Consider the following 15,794-nt stretch of genomic DNA (forward strand, 5'->3'; position numbering starts at 1 on the left):
CCGTCGTGCGTCATCCCCGTGTCGGAGCACCTGGCACCGACCCGGACCGACGGTCCGGGGACCCTCTGGGGGACGCATGATGGACGGATCGCACCTCTTGGCGGTGCTCGCCGGTCAGACGACGGCGGCGCTCGCCGCGAGCGCCCGGCCGGACGCCCCGGTCGTCGAGCCGCGCGAGCCACGGGACCGGCGCGTGCACGGGCACCGGTGGTGGCGCACGGTGTGGCGGGTGCGCCGGGCGCGCGGCGTGGAGCCGTCGCGCTCGTGACGACCTCGGAATTCACCCGGGCATACCGGGACGTACCGGTTGATCTCGGGCGCGACGTGCGAGGACGCTCGTGCGCAGGCCCGCCAACCGTCGTCGGGCACCGCGACCAGGGGGTCCGTGATGCGAGCGCCAGCCGTCCTGTCCTGCCTCGCCCTCGCGTCGGGCGCGACGCTCCTGGCCACCCCGGCTGCGGCCGATCCCCCGCTCACCTGCGGGTCGACGGTGACGGTCAGCAGGTCGCTCGGGTCCGACCTGACCTGCCCCGGACCGGGCCCCGCGCTGATGCTCACGGCGGGCGTGAAGCTCGACCTCGCGGGCCACACGCTGCGCGGGCCAGGGAAGGGCGTCAGCGTCGGCATCGGGGTCCCGGTCCACGGGAACGTCGCGATCGGCCACGGCACGATCACCGGCTGGTCCGCCGGCGTCCAGACGGTGGGGAGCGACGACGCGGGCTCGGCGGGCGTCGTCGTGGTGCACGACGTGACGTTCGACGGCAACACCACCGGGCTCGACGCCTCGGGCGACCTGGGGGCGGGCCGCTTCGGCAAGCTGCACAAGGTCCACGCGTCCACGTTCACGCACAACGCACGCGGCATCCTCGCGGGCTGGTTCACGACAGTCGACGTGACCAGCTCGTCGTTCGCGGACAACGGCACGTCCGTCGCCGTCGACTCGTCGACCGTCACCGTCGCCGACTCGAGGATCGAGCGCAGCACCCGCGGCTTCGAGCTCTGGGAGGCGACGGCGACGATCCGGCGGTCGACGCTCCTGGAGAACGACCAGGCCGTGCTCCTGCACGCGATGAGCGCCGTGACGATGGCGGACAGCACGGTCAAGGGCAGCGACGTCGCCGTCAGCGGCAGCGGGTACACGTCCGTCACGCTCACGGGCAGCACGTTCGCGTCGAACACCACGGCGGTCGCGTTCGACGAGGGAGGCGGCAGCCTCACGGGCAACACGTTCCGCGCGAACGGCACCGGCTTCGTCTCGACGGCTCCGGGCACGGAGGCGACCGTGCTGCGCGACAACGTGTTCCGGCTCAACGGCGACGGGATCCGGATCGAGGCCGGGGACGCCATGACGAGCCTCGGCGGCAACACCTCGAACGACAACACCGGCTGGGGCATCTACGCGCCCGGCGTCGTGGACCTCGGCGGCAACACGGCCCGCCGGAACGGGAGGACGCCCCAGTGCGTCGGCGTGGTCTGCCCGGTCTCGTGACCCTAGGCGGGCGGCGGGCCTGACGGCGGACCGGGCGACGTCGACCCCGGACCGGGCGGCGGCCCCGGCGGTCCGACCGGCGGCACGGAGGGCGAACCCGTCGGATGCGCCGGTGGCGCCGAGGGCCCTGCCGGCGGCGGGTAGGCGACCGTGGCGTCCGACGGCGGCCCGCTCGGCACGACGGGTGCGGGCGGCCGCACGACGCCCGACTGCACGCCGCCGATCTCCCGCAGCAGCTCGCGCGCCTTGTGGGCCTGCTCGGTGCGGCACAGCACGGCGTAGGAGGAGGCGACGATCTGGCTCGACGACGTGAAGTCCCGTCGTCCGCGCGTGAAGGAGTAGGGCACGACGGAGAACAGCAGCCCGAACGCACCACCGATGAGGATCGCCGGGAGGAACGGGCTGCGTGAGCCCGGCGCCGTGAACAGGCTGAGCAGCAGCCCGACGAACAGGCCGAACCACGCCCCGGACACGAACCCGCCCATCGCGACGCGGGGGTACGACAGCCGTCCGGTGACACGCTCGACCATCTTGAGGTCGGTCCCGACGATCGTCACGAGCTGCACGGGGAACGCCGAGTCGGCGAGGTGGTCGACCGCGCGCTGCGCCTCGAGGTACGTGGCGTAGGCCGCGACGGTCTCGCCCTGCGGCGGGGTCGGGGTGCGCGGGGGCCTCGGCTGGCCCGAGAACGACATGCCGCGATCCTCCCCCGAAGCGCCGCACCGCGCCAGAGCAGGACCGTGATCACGCAGGTCAGCGGCGGTGCGTGCGTGGCGCGACGGTCCGCGTGGCGCGGTTGGTTAGGCTGACCGGCGTGAGCAGCGTCGGGACCCGGGTGTTCGTCGCGCGCCTCGCTGGGACCATCGTCTTCGACCCCCTCGGTGACCAGGTCGGGCGGGTGCGCGACGTCGTCGTGCTGGTCCGTCCGAAGGGTCCGCCGCGGGCGGTGGGTCTGGTCGTCGAGGTGGCCGGCCGGCGGCGGGTGTTCCTGCCGCTGACTCGCGTGACCTCGGTCGACGCAGGTCAGGTCATCTCGACAGGTCTGGTGAACATGCGCCGGTTCGAGCAGCGCGCGTTCGAGACCGTCGTGGTCGGCGAGCTGCTGGACCGGACCGTCGACTTCGTGGACGGCTCGGGGCAGGCGTCGATCGAGGACGTCGCGATCGAGCTGCAGCGCAACGGCGACTGGGTCGTCACGAAGCTGTTCGTCCGGCGGCACCGGCCGGGCAAGTCGGGTCTGCTGCGCCGGCGCGGCGAGACGGTGATGGTGACGGTCGACGAGGTGACCGGGCTGGCCCGGCGGTCCGCCGAGCAGGGGGCCGAGCTGCTGCTCGCCCAGTACGAGGACCTCAAGCCCGCCGACCTCGCGGACGTGCTGCACGACCTGGGTCGCGCGCGCCGGCTCCAGGTGGCGACCGCCCTGGACAACGAGCGCCTCGCGGACGTGCTGGAGGAGCTGCCCGAGGACGACCAGGTCGCGATCCTGCAGGGCCTGGAGCTGACCCGCGCGGCCGACGTGCTCGAGGCGATGCAGCCGGACGACGCGGCCGACCTGCTCGGCGAGCTCCCCGACGCGCAGCAGGCGGAGCTGCTCGGCCTGATGGAGCCCGACGAGGCGGACGACGTGCGCCGGCTGCTGGCGTACGAGGACAACACCGCGGGCGGTCTGATGACGACCGAGCCGGTCATCCTCGGCCCGGAGACATCGATCGCGTCCGCGCTCGCGCACGTGCGCCGCCAGGACCTGACGCCTGCGCTCGCGTCGATGGTGTTCGTCGCGCGCCCCCCGCTGGAGACGCCGACGGGCCGGTTCATCGGCGTGGTGCACCTGCAGCGCCTGCTGCGCGAGCCCCCGCACGACGCGATCGGCTCGATCGTCGACACCGACATCGAGGCCGCCCCGGCCGAGGCCCCGCTCCTGACGGTCACCCGGCAGCTCGCGACGTACAACCTGCTGGCGATGCCGGTGGTCGACGCGGAGAAGCGCCTGCTCGGTGCGGTCTCGGTCGACGACGTCCTCGACCACCTGCTGCCGGAGGACTGGCGCGAGACGGACGACGACGAGCACCCCGCCCCCGTGACCCGTCCGACCTCGGGGGGCGGCCGTGGCTGACCGGCTCGACCAGCCGCGCGAGACGCGGCGCTCCCTGCTGCCGCGCGCACAGTTCGACGAGGACACGTCGGGCAAGATCGCGGAGAGCATCGCGCGTTTCCTGGGCACGCCGCTGTTCATCATCTGGCTGACGGTCTTCTGCGTCGTCTGGCTGCTGTGGAACGCGAACTGGGGGCCGGACCGGCCGCGGTTCGACGAGGCGAAGAACGGCTTCACCGTCCTCACGCTGATGCTGTCGCTGCAGGCGTCGTACGCCGCGCCGCTCATCCTGCTCGCGCAGAACCGGCAGACCGACCGGGACCGCGTGCAGGCCGAGCAGGACCGGCAGCGTTCCGAGCGGAACCTCGCGGACACCGAGTTCCTGGCGCGCGAGATGGCGTCGCTGCGCATCGCGCTGTCCGAGGTCGCGACCCGTGACTTCGTGCGGTCCGAGCTGCGGAACCTGCTCGAGGACCTCCTGGAGGAGCGGGAGGCGGGTCCACCCCCGGACCAGGGGTCCGACCGCACCTGACCTCGCAAGGGCCCTTCGGCGTCCGACCGGCGTGACACGCCGACCTACGATGGTCGGCATGTCGTCGCACCCCGTTCCCCCGACCTCCGGCGCCGAGGGGTCCGACGGACTCACGGCGGCGGTCCGCGTCGCGCTCGCGACCGTGCTGGACCCGGAGATCCGCCGCCCGATCACCGAGCTGGGCATGGTCCGCTCGGTCGAGGTCGACGGCACCCGGGTGCGGGTCGGGATCGACCTCACGACGCCGGGCTGCCCCCTCAAGGAGACGCTGACGCGGGACGTCACGGCAGCGGCCGCCGCCGTCGACGGCGTCACGGACGTGGTGGTGACCCTCGGCGTCATGAGCGCCGACCAGCGGGCCGCGCTGCGCACGCTCCTGCGGGGCACGGACGCCGAGCCCGTCATCCCGTTCGCGCAGCCGACGTCGCTGACCAAGGTGTTCGCGATCGCGTCGGGCAAGGGCGGTGTCGGCAAGTCGTCCGTGACGGCGAACCTGGCGGTCGCGATGGCGGCCGACGGCCTGCGGGTCGGGGTCGTGGACGCCGACATCTACGGCTTCTCGATCCCCCGGATGCTCGGGGTCACGCGCCAGCCGACGCGGGTCGACGACATGCTGCTCCCGCCGCTCGCGCACGGTGTGAAGGTCGTCTCGATCGGCATGTTCGTGCCGCCCGGGCAGCCGGTGGTGTGGCGCGGCCCGATGCTCCACCGGGCGCTGCAGCAGTTCCTCGCGGACGTGTTCTGGGGGGACCTCGACGTGCTGCTGCTGGACCTGCCGCCGGGCACGGGCGACATCGCGATCTCGGTGGCGCAGCTGCTGCCGGGCTCGGAGATCGTCGTGGTGACGACCCCGCAGGTCGCGGCGGCGGAGGTCGCGGAGCGGGCCGGGTCGGTCGCGGTGCAGACGCGCCAGCACGTGGTGGGCGTCGTGGAGAACATGTCGTGGCTGCCGCAGCCGGACGGGTCACGGCTCGAGCTGTTCGGCTCGGGCGGCGGGCAGCGGGTCGCGGAGAACCTGTCGCAGCTCACGGGGGGCGACGTGCCGCTGCTGGGTCAGGTGCCGCTCGACGTGCGGCTGCGCGAGGCCGGCGACGGTGGCACGCCCGTCGTGCTCGCCGAGCCCGACTCGCCGGCCGCGCAGGTGCTGCGGGACGTCGCGACGGCGCTCGCCGGACGGCGTCGGGGCCTGGCGGGGCGGTCCTTGGGGCTGACGCCCGCGGGTCGCTGAGGTCCCGTACGCCCGACTGTTGGATTCTGTTCGATCCGGTGCGATGATGTCCGGGTGTTGGCCACTCAACGCCAGGAGCAGATCCTCGCCGTCGTGCGCGTGCACGGCGCCGCCCGCGTCGCCGACCTCGTCGAGAGCCTCGACGTCTCGGACATGACCGTGCGGCGGGACATCGCCGAGCTCGCCCGCGCCGGTCTCGTGCGCCGCGTGCACGGCGGCGCGGTCGCCCCCGACGCCGCCGGTCGCCCCACGGACGAACCGGGGTTCGACGCCAAGCGCGAGTGGTCCGGCCCGGAGAAGCAGGCGATCGCCCGGGCCGCCGCGGCGAGCGTCGAGCCCGGCCAGGCGATCGCCCTGTCCGCCGGCACCACCACCTACCTGCTCGCCGAGCTCCTCGCGGCCGACGTGAGCCTGCGCCCGCTCACGGTCGTCACGAACGGTCTGCGCGTCGCCGACGTGCTCCACCACGCGCCGTCGTCCGCGGGCCTCGAGGTGATCCTCACGGGCGGCGTCCGGACCCCGTCGGACGCGCTCGTCGGACCCGTCGCCGACGCCGCGCTCGCGAACCTGCGCGTCGAGCGCGCCTACCTCGGCGTGCACGGCCTCGACGCCGACGGGCCCACCACCCCGAACCTCGCCGAGGCCGCCACCGACCGCGCACTGATGGCCAGCGCCGCCGCCACGACGGTGCTCGCCGACCACACGAAGTGGGGGGTCGTCGGGCTCGCCCGCATCGCCCCGCTCGACGAGGTCGACACCCTGCTCACCGACGACGCCCTCCCCGACGAGGCGCGCCGGCGCCTCGCCGACCTGCCCGTCCACCTCTCGCTCGCCCCCCTCGGAGCCGCCCAGTGACCACCGCCGCGACACCCGCCGTGCGCAAGACCAGCACCCGCCTCGCCGACGGACGCGAGCTGATCTACTTCGACGACACCGAGCCGTACGTCTCGGGCGCCGCGACACGGCGGCTCGACGACCCGCGCCCGCTGCCCGACCGCTTCGCGCCGGTGCACGACGAGCACGGCGACCCGCAGCCCGTGACCGGCCCCGAGCTGCGCCGCGACCCGCTGACCGGCGAGTGGATCGCCATCGCCGCGCACCGGATGAACCGCACGTTCCTGCCGCCCGCGGACGCGAACCCCCTCGCTCCCGCCCGTCCGGGAGCGACGTACCAGGACGGGGAGATCCCGGCCGAGGACTACGACGTGGTGGTGTTCGAGAACCGCTTCCCGTCGCTGCTCGCCGTGCCGGGCCTGACGGAGGGACCGAGCGACCGCGACGGCGAGCCGCTGTGGACGGTCCGCCCGGCGGCCGGTCGCTGCGAGGTCGTCTGCTTCTCCGCCGACCCCACCCAGTCGTTGCGCACCGTCGGTCCGCGCCGCATGCGCACGATCGTCGAGGCGTGGGCGGACCGGACCGCGGCGCTCGGCGCGCTGCCGGGGATCGAGGAGGTGTTCGTCTTCGAGAACCGCGGCAAGGAGATCGGCGTCACGCTGCACCACCCGCACGGGCAGATCTACGCCTTCCCGTACGTCACGCCCCGCACGGCCCGGATGCTCGAGCAGGCCCGCGCGCACACCGCCCGGACCGGACGCCTGCTGGGCCGCGACGTGCTCGACGCCGAGCTGCGGCACGGCGCGCGTGTGGTGCTCGAGTCGGAGCACTGGGTCGCGTACGTGCCGTTCGCGGCGCGCTGGCCCGTCGAGGTGCACCTGGCCCCGCGTCGCGACGTGCCGGACCTGCCCGCGCTCGACGACGACGAGCGCGCCGACCTCGCCGTCACGTACCTCGCCCTCCTGGACCGGCTCGACCGGTTCTTCGAGGACGACGGCACGAGCATCCCCCTGCCGTACATCTCGGGCTGGCACCAGGCCCCCGTGGGTGAGGGGCGCGACGTGTCCCGCCTGCACCTCGAGGCGTTCTCGGTGCTGCGGGCCCCGAACAAGCTCAAGTACCTCGCGGGCGTCGAGTCCGGCGCCGGAGCCTGGATCAGCGACACGACGCCCGAGAAGATCGCGGCCCGACTGAAGGAGCTCGCGTGACCGCGGTCGACCGGCTCGTCCCCTGGACCGTCGACGAGGGGTCGTCGCGCGCCCGCGCGCTGTTCGTCGACCGGTTCGGCACCGACCCGGACGGCGTCTGGTCGGCGCCGGGGCGCGTGAACCTCATCGGCGAGCACACCGACTACAACGACGGCCTCTGCCTGCCGATCGCCCTCCCCCACCGCACGTACGCCGCCGTGCGGCTGCGCGACGACGACCGGGTCCGGCTCGTGTCCGCGCAGGAGTCCGGCGACCCCCGCGAGGTCGACCTCGCCGACGTCGGCCCCGGCACGGTCGACGGCTGGCCCGCCTACGTCGTCGGCGTCGCCTGGGCCCTGCGTCAGGCCGGGCACGCGGTCGGCGGGTTCGACGTGGCCGTCGACTCGTGCGTGCCGTACGGCGCTGGCCTGTCGTCGTCGGCGGCCCTGGAGTCCTCCGTCGCGGTCGCCCTCGACGCGCTGCACGACCTGCGCCTCGGCCGGGACGACGCCGGCCGGTCCACGCTCACGACCCTGTGCGTCCGGGCCGAGAACGAGATCGCCGGCGCGCCCACCGGCGGGATGGACCAGGCGGCGTCCCTGCGGTCGCGGGCCGGCCACGCGCTGCTCCTCGACTGCCTCGACGGCGCGGTCCGGCACGTGCCGTTCGACCTCGCCGCGGAGGGGCTCGTGCTCCTCGTCGTCGACACGCGGGCCGAGCACGCCCTCGTCGACGGCCAGTACGCCGCGCGACGGGCCTCCTGCGAGGCGGCCGCGGCCCGGCTCGGGCTGCCGTCGCTGCGGGCGCTCGCGGACGACGCCCGGGGCTGGGCCTGGGCGCTCGACGCCCTCGCGGGCTCGCCCGACGCGGACGTCGAGGTCCCGCGGGTGCGTCATGTCGCCACCGAGATCGGCCGGGTCCGTGACCTCGTCGCCCTCCTGGACGCGGGGCGGGTGCGCGACGTCGGACCGCTGCTCGACGCGTCGCACGAGTCGCTGCGGGTCGACTACACGGTGTCCTGCCGGGAGCTGGACCTCGCCGTCGCGGCCGCGCGGTCGGCCGGAGCGCTGGGCGCGCGGATGACCGGCGGCGGGTTCGGGGGCTCGGCGATCGCGCTCGTCGAGGCGGCCGACGTGGAGCGGGTCGAGCTCGCGGTGGCAGCGGCGTTCGCGGACGCCGGGCTCAGCGCGCCGGGATTCCTCGTGGCGACGGCGGAGGCTGCTGCGTCCTGATCGCGGGCGGAAACGCCCACCTCTACAGCGCATCACGCAGTAGTGTCCGTGGTGCGGTAACTCGCGTCATCCTCCCCTGGGTGGATCCACCGGGTGCCGCGCCGCCGCTACCGTGCGGCTGCACGACCCGTCCGCGCCCGCCGCACGACGCGAGGAGTCCACCCCATGGGGGTCACCCGCAGGTTCATCTTCCCGACGCTCCGCATCCTGATCTGGGCCCTCATCGCCGCCGCGCTCGTCAAGATCGCCTTCAACGGCGCATCCGTCGAGACCCAGGACACAGGGCTGCTCCCCACGGGGCAGCTCGTCGAGCCGACCGTCCAGGTCGCGACCGGCACCGTGACGAACGCCGTCACCGTGCAGGCGAGCGTCGTCACCGACCCGGCGGTCGTCGTCCGGGCGACCCTCGCGGGGACCGTCTCCAAGCTGCTCGCCAAGGACGGCGCCGTCGTCGCGGTTGACACGCCGATCCTGCAGATCCGCCAGGAGACCCCGCAGGACCCGGTCGTCACCACCGACCCCGAGACGGGCGAGCAGAAGACGACCGAGAGCCCGCCCAAGGTCACCCTGCAGACCGTCAAGGCCACGGTCGCCGGCACCCTCAGCCTGCCGACGCTCAAGGACCAGGTCGTGTCCGTCGGCGAGCAGATCGGGACCATCGCACCCGGCACGCTGTCCGTCAGCGGCACCCTCACGCCCGACCAGCAGTACCGGCTCATCGGCGCCCCGTCCCAGGCCAGCGTCACGCTCAACGGCGGGCCCGCACCCTTCGACTGCACGGGCGTGAAGATCGGCTCCGCCGCCACCACGTCGCAGCAGCCGGACCAGAACGCCGACCAGACCGCGCAGACCGCGGCGTCCGGGACCGTGAGCTGCGCCGTCCCCGCGGGGGTGACCGCCTTCGCCGGGCTCGGCGCGACGCTCGCGATCACCAACGGGACCGCGGCCGACGCCGTCGTCGTCCCCGTCACCTCGGTGCAGGGCACCGTGCAGAAGGGCAACGTCTGGGTCGTCGCGCCCGACGGGACCAACGAGAAGCGCGAGGTCGGGCTGGGGCTCACGGACGGCGAGAACGTGCAGATCACGTCCGGCCTCGTCGCCGGCGACGAGATCCTCCAGTTCATCCCCGTCGCCGGCGGCGCTGGGGCCGACCCCTGCGACCCGAAGTCCGCGTCCTTCGACCCGAGCATGTGCGCCGGATGAGCCTCCTCGAGCTCACCGAGGTCACACGGTCCGTGCGCCTGCCCGACGAGCGGATGCTGCACATCCTGCAGGGCGTCACGCTCACGGTCGGGGCCGGCGAGCACGTCGCGGTCGTCGGACGGTCCGGCACGGGCAAGTCGACGCTGCTCAACATCCTCGGGCTGCTCGACGCCCCGACCACGGGCGAGTACCTGCTCGAGGGCGTGCCGATCGCCCGGCTGTCGAACCGTGCCCGCACCCGCCGGCGCGGCCGCGACTTCGGGTTCGTGTTCCAGCAGTTCAACCTGCTGCCCGGACGGACCGCGCTCGAGAACGTCACCGCTCCCCTGCTCTACGCGGGCGGACGGCAGTTCTGGTCGAGGCGGCGGCTCGCGGCCGAGATGCTCACCCGCGTCGGGCTCGGCGACCGCCTCGACACCATGCCGGAGAAGCTGTCCGGCGGCGAGCAGCAGCGCGTCGCCATCGCCCGGGCGCTCGTCCGCGGGCCTCGCGTGATCCTCGCCGACGAGCCGACCGGCGCGCTCGACGTCGAGACCGGCGGCGAGGTGATGGACCTGCTCGACGAGATCGCGTCGCAGACCGGTGCCGCGCTCGTCACGATCACGCACGACCTCGCCGTCGCCGCCCGCGCGGAACGGCAGTACCGGCTGGCGGACGGCGTCCTCGTGCCGATCCGGCTGGACCGGGACAGCGACTGGGTCGGCGACGTGCCGACGCTCGTGGCGGACCGGTCCGCCATGACCGAGCGGCGGCTCCCGACCGGGACCGGCCTCGGCGCTGACCTCGGCGCCGACCAAGGTGCGGACCTCGGTGCGGACCTCGACCAGGACCTCGACCAGGACGGAGCGCGCGCATGACGGGCGTCGTCGGCGCGCTCGTCGAGGCGTGGGACGAGCTGCGCATCCACAAGCTGCGGGTCCTGCTCGCGCTCGTCGGCGTCGCCTGCGCCGTGGCCGCGATCACCGGTGTGACGGCGGCCGTGTCGATGCTCAAGCAGGCGTTCCAGGAGCAGACCGACCGGGGCATGGGCCGGCAGGTGACCCTCATGGTCAACGTGTACCCGACGGGTCCGGACTCGACGATGACGACCGACATGGACGCGGTCTTCGCGCAGGTCCTCGACCGGTACTCGATCGAGTACGCGAGCCGCCAGGAGTGGACCCAGGTGCCCGCCCGGTTCCCCGACGGCACCCGCTCGCTGCAGGTCACGGCCGTGGACCAGGACTACGCGGTGATCAACCGGACCGTGCCCGTGCAGGGTCGGTGGTTCAGCGACGAGGACGTCGAGGCGTTCAGCCCGACGCTCGTGGTCAACGAGGCGTTCCTGACCTCGCTCGGCCTCGTCGACCTCTCGACGCACCCGACCGTCCTGCTCGGCGGCGAGGCCCCCGTGCGCGCGACCGTCGTCGGCGTGCTGAAGAACGACTGGCCCCAGGCCGAGCCGATGGCCTTCGTCCTGTACGACCAGCTGCACCGCTGGATCGGCATTGACGGCAACGCCGGGCCGCCCGGGCAGGTCACGTCGATCGCGTCCGGGTCGGCGATGGCGATGCAGTCGTTCCCGTCGATGCAGGTCTGGGTCCCTACGGGAGCGGCGTCCGAGCTGAGCGACGCGATCCAGCACGACGTCGCCGCCACGGTCCCCGGCTGGGGGGTCGACGTGTCGCCGAACGGCGACGGCAGCGACCCGATCGGCCGCGCGACGAAGTGGGTCGGCATCGGCGTCGGCGGGTTCGCCCTGCTGCTCGGCGGTCTGGGTCTCGTCAACATCGCGCTCGTCACCGTGCGGTACCGCATCCGCGAGATCGGGATCCGCCGGTCGTTCGGCGCGACCTCCGGGCGGGTGTTCTTCGGGGTCATGCTCGAGTCGGTGGTCGCGACGGTCGTGGCGGGCCTCGTCGGCGTGGTCATCGCGGTGGCGATCATCAAGAACATCCCGATCGAGCGGGTGTTCGGGTCGCAGATCGACGACATGCCGCCGTTCCCGGTGTCGGCCGCGCTCGTCGGCATGGCGTGCGCGACGGCCGTGGGCGCCCTGGCCGGGATCATCCCGGCGACGGTCGCGGTGCGGGTCAAGGTCATCGACGCGATCCGGTACTGAGCGACCGGCGACCGGCCGCGTCAGCCGGCCGGCGTCGCGTCGCCGCGTCGCCGGGTCACGTCCTCGTGCAGCACGTAGAAGACCGAGTACGGCGTGCCACCCTGGGTGGCCGGGCGGGCGGCGAAGTCCTCGAGCACCGCCTGCACCCGCTCCGACAGCTCCCGGTATCCGGCCTCGTCCAGGCGCAGGCCCAGTCGGGCCATCTGCGCCTCGTCGGGGTCCGGCACCAGGGCGAACTCCTCGAGGAACGCGTCGACCAGGACCCGGGTGCGTCCCGCACCGCCGGGGGTGCGCCACGACTTGCCGGTCGCACGGTAGGGGACCTCACGCGAGCCGCGCGCCCCGCGGCGGACGGGCTCGGCGACGAGGAACCCCCGGTCGACGAGGGTGCGGACGTGGTGCAGGACGGTCGCGGGGTTCTTGCCGAGGCGGTCCGCGATCTCCCGGTTGGTGAGGGCCTCGTCGAGGCAGAGCCGCAGGATGCGGATGCGCAGGGTGGACGCGAGGGCCCGGGCGTCGGCGTCGCGCTCAGCGGCGGTGGGCTCAGCGGCGGTGGGCTCGGCGGGCATGCCATGATCATCCCTCACTGATTGATGTTTCTCAATCAGACGGTTCTCACTGATTGACTTTCCCCAATCAGTTCCCCCATCCTGGAGGCGTGAGCACCACGACGCCCCCCGCCACGACCCACCGGTCGCTGATCCACCACGCCGACTTCCGCCGCCTGTGGACCGGCGACGCGTTCGGCCAGCTCGGTGCCCAGCTCACCGGTCTCGCACTGCCCGTGTACGCCGTGCAGCACCTCGCCGCGACCGAGTGGCAGATGGGCGCCCTCACGGCTGCGGAGACCGCCGCGTTCCTCGTCATCGGCCTGCCCGCGGGCGCGTGGGTCGACCGGATGCGCAAGCGCCGGGTGCTGATCACGTCCGACCTCGTCCGCGCCGCCGTGCTCGCGGTCGTCGTCGCGGCGGCGGTCACCGGCCACGCCTCGATGTGGCTGCTCATCGTGGCGGGCCTCGTCATCAGCGCCGCGAGCGTGTTCTTCGACGTCGCGCACCAGAGCTACGTCCCGGGACTCGTCGGCCTCGACCACATCGTCGAGGGCAACTCCAAGCTGCAGGCCACCCAGTCCGTCGCGCAGATCGCCGCCCCCGCGCTCGGCGGCGTGCTGCTCCGCGTCGTGACCGCCCCCGCGCTCATCGGGATCAACGTGGTGACCTACCTGGTGTCCGCGTTCGCCGTCGGGCGCATCCGGCACGAGGAGACGCCGCCCGCCCCGGAGTCGCGCCGGCCGCTGAAGACCGAGATCGCCGAGGGCCTGTCGTTCGTCGTCCACCAGCCGCTGCTGCGCCGGATCGTCGCGTGCACGTCGCTGTCGAACCTCTTCAACTCGAGCGCGACCGCCGTCACGGCGATCTACGTCCTGCGCACGCTGGACCTCTCGACAGCCGCCTGGGGCACCGTCCTGTCGGCCTCGGCGATCGGCGGGCTCGTCGGCGCCGTCGTCGCGGACCGGTTGGCCCGCTGGGTCGGCGAGGGCCGGATCATCCCGCTCGCCGCGCTGCTCTGCTTCCCGACGTACGCGCTGATCCCGCTCTCGGCGTCGACGTCGATCGACCCGCAGGTGCTGCTCATCGCCAGCGGCGTGACGTTCTACTTCGCCGTGGTCGTCTACAACGTCGCCCAGGTGAGCTTCCGGCAGCGGCTGTGCCCGCCGGCCCTCCTCGGCCGGATGAACGCGTCCGTGCGGTTCATCGTCTGGGGCACCATGCCTCTCGGCGGCCTCCTGGGAGGCTGGCTCGGCGCGCAGGCCGGTGTCGTCCCGACCCTGTGGGTGGGCGCGATCGGCATGCTCGTCGCCGCGCTCCCCGTCGTGCTGTCCCCGCTGCTGGGCATGCGTGTCCTGCCCGTGCCGTCCCACGACGACCCGGCAGACCCCGCCGCCGAGACGCAGGACGACGCCGTGCTCGAGGGCACGCCGCACCCGCACACCGCTCCCGGTGGCCCGGCCGGGACGACGGGTGAGCCGCCCGTCGGCTGACCGGCGGTCAGAGGTCGTACTCGACCACCACGGGCGCGTGGTCGGAGAACCGTGCGGCGTACGTGTCCGCCCGGTCGACCGTCGCGCTGACCGCCGCGTCGGCGAGGTCCGGCGTCGCGAGCTGGTAGTCGATCCGCCACCCCGCGTCGTTGTCGAACGCCTGCCCCCGCCACGACCACCACGTGAACGGGCCGGGCCCCTCGCCGCCGAGCTCACGGCCCAGGTCGTGCCAGCCGAGGTCGTCGAACCACCGGTCCAGGTAGGCACGCTCGCGCGGCAGGAAGCCCGCGGCCTTGAGGTTGCCCTTCCAGTTCTTGATGTCGACCTCGCGGTGCGCGATGTTCACGTCGCCCGCGACGACGGCGAACCCGCCCTGCTCCGCGATGTCGGCCATCCGGGACGTGACGTGGTCGAGGAACGCGTACTTCTCGTCCATCGACGGCGTCCCGACCGTCCCGGAGTGCAGGTACGTCGACACGACCGTGAGCGTCCGCGCCGGTGCGCCGTCGTGCCCGGGCAGCGCGAGGTCCGCCTCGACCCACCGGCCCGAGTCGCCGGTCACGCCCGTCCGCAGGCCGATCCGGACGGCGTCCATCGGCAGCCGCGACGCGATCGCGACGCCGGCCCGGCCCTTGGTCTCGCTGGCCTCGTGCGCGAGGTGCCACTCGTCGGTGGACAGGTGGTCGGCGAGGATCTCGTCGGTCGCCCGGACCTCCTGCAGCAGCAGCACGTCGGGCCGACGTGCCTCCAGCCACTCCCCCATGCCCCGCTTGTACGCGGCCCGGATGCCGTTGACGTTGACGCTCGCGATGGTCAGCACCGGACCATCCAACCCCACCTCACCGACAGGCAGGCCTAGCATCCGTGGCGTGCCCGTCACACTGCGCCTGGAGCTCTTCCCCGCCGACCTCGACCGCACGGTCGACTTCTGGACCCGCGCGCTCGGCTTCACGCTGGAACGCGACGAGCGGACCGCAGCCGTCCCGTACGTCGCGCTCCGACGGGACGCCGTGCTGCTCGGTGCCGCCCGCCGGGACGCCGTCGCCCCGGACGCGCTGCGGCGCCCGCCGACGGGCGTCGAGATCGTGCTGGACGTCGACGACCTCGACGCCGAGCGCGCCCGCATCGTCGGGGCGGGGTTCCGGCTGGAGGCCGACGCGGCGGACCAGCCGTGGGGCCTGCGCGACCTGCGCCTCCTCGACCCCGACGGGCACTACGTCAGGGTGACGGCGCGCTGACGGCGGCGGGACGGTCGCACCGGGTAGGTCACCGGCCCTCGAACGCCGCCTCGATCGCGGCGACGTCGAGCTTGGTCATCGTCAGCACCGCCGCCATCGCCCGCGCCCGGGCGGCAGGGTCGGCGTCGTCGCCCAGCATGTCGTTGAACCCTGCGGGCACCACCTGCCAGGACACCCCGAACCGGTCCTTGAGCCAGCCGCACTGGGAGTGCTCGCCGCCGCCCTCGACGAGCGCGTCCCAGTACCGGTCGATCTCGGCCTGGTCCGCGCAGTCGAGGACGAACGAGAACGCCTCGTCGAGCTGGAACGTCGGTCCGGCGTTGAGCAGCGTGACCTGGTGGTCGTCGAGCAGCAGCTCGACGACGAACACGGCGCCCTCGGGGACGTCGGGCACGCCGGGCGGCGCCTTGACGACCGACGTGATCGACGAGTTCGGGATGAGCGACACGTAGAGCTCGGCGGCCTCCTCGGCCTTGTCGGCGAACCAGAGGTGCGTGTGGATCCTGCCCATGACGATCCCCTTCACGATGCGCTGCGCTGCGGTCAGGTCCAGGCTCCCACCAGATGCCCGACCCAGCCGGACGACGAACGGCCGCCCCGGAAGGGTCCCGGGGCGG

Annotated in this window: 17 protein-coding genes; 13 read left to right on the forward strand and 4 right to left on the reverse strand. The window is 73.6% G+C overall.

Annotated features, from left to right (window positions below):
• Positions 1-79: 79 nt before the first annotated feature.
• Both Cch01nite_RS00275 and Cch01nite_RS00280 read left to right on the forward strand, forming a co-directional pair.
• Entirely contained in the window at positions 80-268 is a 189-nt protein-coding gene (locus tag Cch01nite_RS00275) for a hypothetical protein (RefSeq protein ID WP_203747138.1), read from the forward strand.
• 120 nt (positions 269-388) lie between these two features.
• The gene (locus tag Cch01nite_RS00280; protein ID WP_203747139.1) at positions 389-1,489 is read left to right on the forward strand and encodes a right-handed parallel beta-helix repeat-containing protein; all 1,101 of its coding nucleotides are present in this window, start codon (positions 389-391) and stop codon (positions 1,487-1,489) included.
• Positions 1,490-1,491: 2 nt separating this feature from the next.
• On the opposite strand, the gene Cch01nite_RS00285 is transcribed toward Cch01nite_RS00280, so the two are convergent.
• Complete coding sequence (locus Cch01nite_RS00285; RefSeq protein WP_239069684.1) at positions 1,492-2,184, reverse strand: YflT domain-containing protein; 693 nt, start codon at positions 2,182-2,184, stop codon at positions 1,492-1,494.
• Between the two features lie 119 nt (positions 2,185-2,303).
• On the opposite strand from Cch01nite_RS00285, the gene Cch01nite_RS00290 reads away from it, so the two are divergent.
• From Cch01nite_RS00290 to Cch01nite_RS00330, 9 genes are all read left to right on the forward strand, one after another.
• Complete coding sequence (locus Cch01nite_RS00290; protein WP_203747141.1) at positions 2,304-3,602, forward strand: magnesium transporter MgtE N-terminal domain-containing protein; 1,299 nt, start codon at positions 2,304-2,306, stop codon at positions 3,600-3,602.
• A complete protein-coding gene (locus Cch01nite_RS00295; RefSeq protein WP_203747143.1) occupies positions 3,595-4,113 on the forward strand; it encodes a DUF1003 domain-containing protein in 519 nt (172 codons plus the stop codon). The genes Cch01nite_RS00290 and Cch01nite_RS00295 overlap by 8 nt, the downstream gene beginning before the upstream one ends.
• Before the next feature lie 58 nt (positions 4,114-4,171).
• Positions 4,172-5,341, forward strand: a complete 1,170-nt coding sequence (locus Cch01nite_RS00300) for an Mrp/NBP35 family ATP-binding protein (RefSeq protein WP_203747145.1) — start codon at positions 4,172-4,174, stop codon at positions 5,339-5,341.
• Between the two features lie 54 nt (positions 5,342-5,395).
• Positions 5,396-6,196: a DeoR/GlpR family DNA-binding transcription regulator gene (locus Cch01nite_RS00305; protein ID WP_203747146.1), complete on the forward strand. Its 801-nt coding sequence runs from the start codon at positions 5,396-5,398 to the stop codon at positions 6,194-6,196.
• On the forward strand, positions 6,193-7,383 hold the full coding sequence (gene galT / locus Cch01nite_RS00310) for a galactose-1-phosphate uridylyltransferase (RefSeq protein WP_239069685.1): 1,191 nt from the start codon (positions 6,193-6,195) through the stop codon (positions 7,381-7,383). The genes Cch01nite_RS00305 and galT overlap by 4 nt, the downstream gene beginning before the upstream one ends.
• Positions 7,380-8,594: a galactokinase gene (galK, locus tag Cch01nite_RS00315; protein ID WP_203747148.1), complete on the forward strand. Its 1,215-nt coding sequence runs from the start codon at positions 7,380-7,382 to the stop codon at positions 8,592-8,594. The genes galT and galK overlap by 4 nt, the downstream gene beginning before the upstream one ends.
• A gap of 165 nt (positions 8,595-8,759) precedes the next feature.
• Complete coding sequence (locus Cch01nite_RS00320) at positions 8,760-9,797, forward strand: permuted SH3 domain-containing protein (RefSeq protein ID WP_203747151.1); 1,038 nt, start codon at positions 8,760-8,762, stop codon at positions 9,795-9,797.
• Positions 9,794-10,654, forward strand: coding sequence for an ABC transporter ATP-binding protein (locus Cch01nite_RS00325; protein WP_203747153.1), 861 nt, complete (start codon positions 9,794-9,796; stop codon positions 10,652-10,654). The genes Cch01nite_RS00320 and Cch01nite_RS00325 overlap by 4 nt, the downstream gene beginning before the upstream one ends.
• Entirely contained in the window at positions 10,651-11,898 is a 1,248-nt protein-coding gene (locus Cch01nite_RS00330; RefSeq protein WP_203747155.1) for an ABC transporter permease, read from the forward strand. The genes Cch01nite_RS00325 and Cch01nite_RS00330 overlap by 4 nt, the downstream gene beginning before the upstream one ends.
• A gap of 20 nt (positions 11,899-11,918) precedes the next feature.
• On the opposite strand, the gene Cch01nite_RS00335 is transcribed toward Cch01nite_RS00330, so the two are convergent.
• Positions 11,919-12,467 carry an ArsR/SmtB family transcription factor gene (locus Cch01nite_RS00335; RefSeq protein ID WP_203747157.1) on the reverse strand — a complete coding sequence of 183 codons (549 nt, stop codon included), beginning with the start codon at positions 12,465-12,467 and terminating at the stop codon, positions 11,919-11,921.
• Between the two features lie 89 nt (positions 12,468-12,556).
• Here Cch01nite_RS00335 and Cch01nite_RS00340 point away from each other — a divergent pair, with 89 nt between their 5' ends.
• Positions 12,557-13,939, forward strand: coding sequence for an MFS transporter (locus Cch01nite_RS00340; protein WP_203747159.1), 1,383 nt, complete (start codon positions 12,557-12,559; stop codon positions 13,937-13,939).
• A 7-nt stretch (positions 13,940-13,946) separates the two neighbouring features.
• Here the strand turns inward: Cch01nite_RS00340 and Cch01nite_RS00345 are convergent, their stop codons facing one another.
• Positions 13,947-14,759 carry an exodeoxyribonuclease III gene (locus Cch01nite_RS00345; protein WP_239069686.1) on the reverse strand — a complete coding sequence of 271 codons (813 nt, stop codon included), beginning with the start codon at positions 14,757-14,759 and terminating at the stop codon, positions 13,947-13,949.
• Positions 14,760-14,808: 49 nt separating this feature from the next.
• On the opposite strand from Cch01nite_RS00345, the gene Cch01nite_RS00350 reads away from it, so the two are divergent.
• Complete coding sequence (locus tag Cch01nite_RS00350; RefSeq protein ID WP_203747163.1) at positions 14,809-15,177, forward strand: VOC family protein; 369 nt, start codon at positions 14,809-14,811, stop codon at positions 15,175-15,177.
• Positions 15,178-15,205: 28 nt separating this feature from the next.
• Here the strand turns inward: Cch01nite_RS00350 and Cch01nite_RS00355 are convergent, their stop codons facing one another.
• Positions 15,206-15,688 carry a VOC family protein gene (locus Cch01nite_RS00355; RefSeq protein WP_203747166.1) on the reverse strand — a complete coding sequence of 161 codons (483 nt, stop codon included), beginning with the start codon at positions 15,686-15,688 and terminating at the stop codon, positions 15,206-15,208.
• Between the last annotated feature and the right edge of the window lie 106 nt (positions 15,689-15,794).

It is taken from the genome of Cellulomonas chitinilytica (assembly GCF_016862675.1).
Taxonomy (GTDB): Bacteria; Actinomycetota; Actinomycetes; order Actinomycetales; family Cellulomonadaceae; genus Cellulomonas; species Cellulomonas chitinilytica.

Coding starts and splice junctions, on each gene's coding strand:
- Cch01nite_RS00275 (WP_203747138.1), top strand. CDS start 80: ATGGACGGATCGCACCTCTTGGCGGTGCTCGCCGGTCAGACGACGGCG.
- Cch01nite_RS00280 (WP_203747139.1), top strand. CDS start 389: ATGCGAGCGCCAGCCGTCCTGTCCTGCCTCGCCCTCGCGTCGGGCGCG.
- Cch01nite_RS00285 (WP_239069684.1), bottom strand. CDS start 2,184: ATGTCGTTCTCGGGCCAGCCGAGGCCCCCGCGCACCCCGACCCCGCCG.
- Cch01nite_RS00300 (WP_203747145.1), top strand. CDS start 4,172: ATGTCGTCGCACCCCGTTCCCCCGACCTCCGGCGCCGAGGGGTCCGAC.
- Cch01nite_RS00320 (WP_203747151.1), top strand. CDS start 8,760: ATGGGGGTCACCCGCAGGTTCATCTTCCCGACGCTCCGCATCCTGATC.
- Cch01nite_RS00325 (WP_203747153.1), top strand. CDS start 9,794: ATGAGCCTCCTCGAGCTCACCGAGGTCACACGGTCCGTGCGCCTGCCC.
- Cch01nite_RS00330 (WP_203747155.1), top strand. CDS start 10,651: ATGACGGGCGTCGTCGGCGCGCTCGTCGAGGCGTGGGACGAGCTGCGC.
- Cch01nite_RS00335 (WP_203747157.1), bottom strand. CDS start 12,467: ATGCCCGCCGAGCCCACCGCCGCTGAGCCCACCGCCGCTGAGCGCGAC.
- Cch01nite_RS00355 (WP_203747166.1), bottom strand. CDS start 15,688: ATGGGCAGGATCCACACGCACCTCTGGTTCGCCGACAAGGCCGAGGAG.